The organism is Rhizobacter sp. P1_G5, assembly GCF_056405435.1.
Genome location: NZ_JBFUCB010000615.1, coordinates 1 through 3,559, shown reverse-complemented (window position 1 = coordinate 3,559; position 3,559 = coordinate 1). Strand labels below are relative to the sequence as shown.

Genomic DNA, 3,559 nt, shown 5'->3' with positions numbered 1-3,559 from the left:
AAGTAGATGCGCTCGACCGCGGAGGTCTCGGCCGGGGTCGTCGCGGATGCGGTGGAGGGGCCGGCCGCCTTCGGCGCATGCAGCACGCGCGAGGCGGCCAGCCCGATGACCCCGGCCACCACCAGCGCCACCACGAAGGCCACTGCGCCCAGCGCGTACTTCTGCACGTCGTCGTCTTGGTCACTCATCGCCAGCTCCCGGCTGAAGAAAATTCATTCTAGAGTGTCGTCCATGCTCGATTCAGTGATCGATACCGGCCTGGCGCCCGTGCGCGACCCCGCCAAACTGCTGGCCGACGTGCATTCCCGCTGGGGCGGCCGTGACGACCTGTGGATCTTCGGCTACGCGTCGCTGATCTGGCGCCCCGAGTTCGAAGCCGCCGAGCAGCGGCCGGCCCAGGTGCACGGCTGGCACCGCGCGCTCGAGATGCGCTCGCGCATCAACCGCGGCACGCCCGAATGCCCGGGCCTGGTGTTCGCGCTGGTGGCAGGCGGCTCCTGCCGCGGCATGGTCTACCGCATCGAGCGCGCACGCGTCGACGACGAGCTGCCGAGGCTGTGGGCGCGCGAGATGCCGACCGGCGTCTACGATGCCCGCTGGCTGCCATGCCGCACGCCGCAAGGGCCGGTGAGCGCGCTCGGCTTCACGCTGAGCCGCAGCAGCCCGAACTACACCGGCACGCTGAGCGACGAGCACCTGCTCGGCGTGCTGCGCAGCGCCTGCGGGCGCTACGGCACGACGCTCGACTACCTGATGGAAACGGCGCGCTCGCTGCGCCAATGCGGCATCCGCGACCGCGGCATCGAGCGGCTGGTGGCACTGGTGGAGCGGCACGCGCTGGTGAACGGCTAGGCAGGCCGAGCGCCGGGCCGCTCCCAAGCCGGCCTGCATCCCCTCGGGGGATCGGTCGATGTACCCGTCGACCGAGGGGCTGTCATCCTTCAACGAGAGTCGCCGAACAGCGACGGGCTGTAGGCCGCCCGCACGCGATCCAGGTCGCCCTCGTTGTCGACATCCATCAGCACGCCGGAATCGTCGACATCGACCGCCTGCGCCGGATAGCGYGCCACCAGCCGGCGCGCGCCCTCGTCGCCGGTCAGCATCACCAGCTCGGTGTAGAGCTCGGCCGCAAAACCCACCGGATGCCCGCGCCGGCCCCGGTACTGCGCATAGCTCACGGCATGGTGGTCGAGCTGCTGCGCCACCGCGAGCAGCGTCGACGGCTGCACCATCGGCATGTCGCCCGGCAGCACCAGCCAGCCGGAGGCATCGGAGCAGGCCGCGACGCCCGACGCGATCGAGAAGCCCATGCCCAGGCGCTGCGCGCTGACCGGCGAGCCCGAGCCGACCGACGGCAGCATCACGATGTCGCGCGTCGCGACATGCGAGGCAGCCTCTTCGGCCAGCACCTCGGTGGCGACGACGATCACCGCCAGGTGCGTCGCGAGCGCATGCCGAAGCGTCGTCCCGAGAACACTCGATGCGCCGAGGCTCTGCGTGAGCTTGTGTTGCGTACCGCCGAAACGGGAACCCAGTCCCGCGGCGAGCACGACGATCGCCGGCCGCGCCTTCATGAGGCCATCCCTTTCATTGTTGTTCGTCATGGCAGCCGGCGCATCACAGCACGCAAGCCCTTGGTTGCAAGAATGGAATCGTTTGCTTTCGGCGCCTAGTGGGGCGTTCACTTAAGGCATTCCCCGCAGGTATTTTGTTCCCTGCGGGATACTCCGGCCATGACCGATATTGCCGACCTCCGCAAAAGCTACGAACGCGCCGAACTCGACGAGAACGCCTCGCGCAGCGACCCGTTGGAGCAGTTCGGCCTGTGGTTCCAGCAGGCCCTCGACGCGAAGCTGCCCGAGCCGAACGCGATGACGCTCGCGACGGTCGGCGCCGACCAGCGCCCGTCGACGCGCATCGTGCTGATCAAGGGTTTCGATGCGCGCGGCCTCGTCTGGTACACGAACTACGACAGCCGCAAGGGCCGCGAACTGGCCGCCCATGCGTGGGCCGCGCTGCAGTTCCACTGGGTCGAGCTGGAGCGCGTGGTGCGCATCGAAGGCCGCGTCGAACGCACCAGCGAGGCCGAGTCGGATGCGTACTTCCAGTCGCGCCCGCTCGATTCGCGGCTGGGTGCCTGGGCCTCGCCGCAGAGCGAGGTGATCGGCTCGCGCGCGGTGCTGGTGGCCAACGCCGCGAAGGCCGCCGCGCGCTACGCGCTGAACCCGCCGCGCCCGCCGCATTGGGGCGGCTTCCGCCTCGTGCCGGACAGCTGGGAGTTCTGGCAGGGCCGCAAGTCGCGGTTGCACGATCGCCTGCGCTACCGGCTGGCCGAAGGCAGCTGGCTGCGCGAACGCCTCGCACCCTGATCGGCACCCGGCCGCCGCGCCTGCGCCAGCCGGTCGAGCGCGGCGAGGAAGGCCTTGAAGTCGATCGGCTTGGTCCAGTAGTCGTCGAAGCCCGCCTCGCGCGCCCGGGAGACGTCTTCCGGCATTGCGTTGGCCGACAGCGCGACGATCGTCAGGCCGGCCAGATCGGGATCGGCCCGCAGGCGGCGCAGCACCTCGGTGCCGTCGATGTCGGGCAGCTGCATGTCGACCAGCACCACGTCGGGCCGCGCATGCTGTGCGAGCCGCACGCCCGACACGCCGTCGACGGCGATGGCGAGCTCCACGTGCGCATGGTTGGCGAGCAGCTCCTGCACCAGCAGCACGTTGACCGGGTTGTCCTCGATGTAGAGCAGGCGCAGCGGCGCGGCCGCTGTCGTGGCGACCGGGGCGGCCTGCACCGATGAGGGAACGGCCTGCTGCGCAGGTTCCGCGGCGGCACCGGCGGCGGCCCGCAGCACGATGCGGAACGCGCTGCCTCGGCCCGGCTCGCTCTCGACGCTGATCTCGCCGCGCATCAGCTTGACCAGGTGGTGCACGATGGCCAGCCCGATGCCGGTGCCCTGGATCGCTTCGCGCTCCGCGCCGAGTCGGTTGAACGGCTCGAACAGGTGGCGCCGCTGCGCGGCCGACATGCCACGGCCATCGTCGCGCACCGTGATCGCCCAGGCCGGAACGCCCTGCCAGGCCCCGCGCTCGACCGCCAGCCACACGTGGCCGCCGGCGCGGTTGTACTTGATGGCGTTGCTCATCAGGTTGGCGATCACCTGGCGCACGCGCCGCGGGTCGCCCAGCACCTGGGCCGCCGTCGGCTCGGCCTGCACGCTGACACCGGCCTCGTCGGCCTGCAGCCGGGTCCACTGCAGCACGTCGTGCAGCGCGGCCTGCAGCGGCACCGCCTCGTGGGCAAGCGGCATGCCGCTCGACTCGATCGACGCGAGGTCGAGCACGTCGTCGATCAGCGCCAGCAGGTGCTGGCCGGCCGAGCGGATGCGCTCCACCCGCTCGGCCTGCGGCGGGCTCAAGCGATCGCCGGCGTCGGCCGACAGCAACTGCGCGAAGCCGAGCACCGCGTTGAGCGGCGTGCGCAGCTCATGGCTCATGCGCGCCAGGAACTCGCTCTTCGCGCGGCTGGCCTGCTCGGCGGCCGCCTTGTCGCGCAGCGCCTGCTC

Annotated in this window: 4 protein-coding genes and 1 pseudogene; 2 read left to right on the top strand and 3 right to left on the bottom strand. The window is 70.9% G+C overall.

The features are described 5' to 3' along the window. A pseudogene (locus AC1D12_RS28100) lies at positions 1-188 on the bottom strand (hypothetical protein); the annotation flags it as partial. Between the two features lie 43 nt (positions 189-231). On the opposite strand from AC1D12_RS28100, the gene AC1D12_RS28095 reads away from it, so the two are divergent. After that, complete coding sequence (locus tag AC1D12_RS28095) at positions 232-852, top strand: gamma-glutamylcyclotransferase (RefSeq protein WP_477844368.1); 621 nt, start codon at positions 232-234, stop codon at positions 850-852. Between the two features lie 89 nt (positions 853-941). On the opposite strand, the gene AC1D12_RS28090 is transcribed toward AC1D12_RS28095, so the two are convergent. Beyond that, complete coding sequence (locus AC1D12_RS28090) at positions 942-1,574, bottom strand: nucleotidyltransferase family protein (RefSeq protein ID WP_047504571.1); 633 nt, start codon at positions 1,572-1,574, stop codon at positions 942-944. 159 nt (positions 1,575-1,733) lie between these two features. Here AC1D12_RS28090 and pdxH point away from each other — a divergent pair, with 159 nt between their 5' ends. Further along, entirely contained in the window at positions 1,734-2,369 is a 636-nt protein-coding gene (pdxH, locus tag AC1D12_RS28085) for a pyridoxamine 5'-phosphate oxidase (protein ID WP_047504576.1), read from the top strand. Here pdxH and AC1D12_RS28080 read toward each other — a convergent pair. Beyond that, a partial coding sequence (locus AC1D12_RS28080) for a hybrid sensor histidine kinase/response regulator (protein ID WP_477844366.1) occupies positions 2,321-3,559 on the bottom strand: 1,239 nt, incomplete at its 5' end. The two genes, pdxH and AC1D12_RS28080, sit on opposite strands and share 49 nt — an antisense overlap.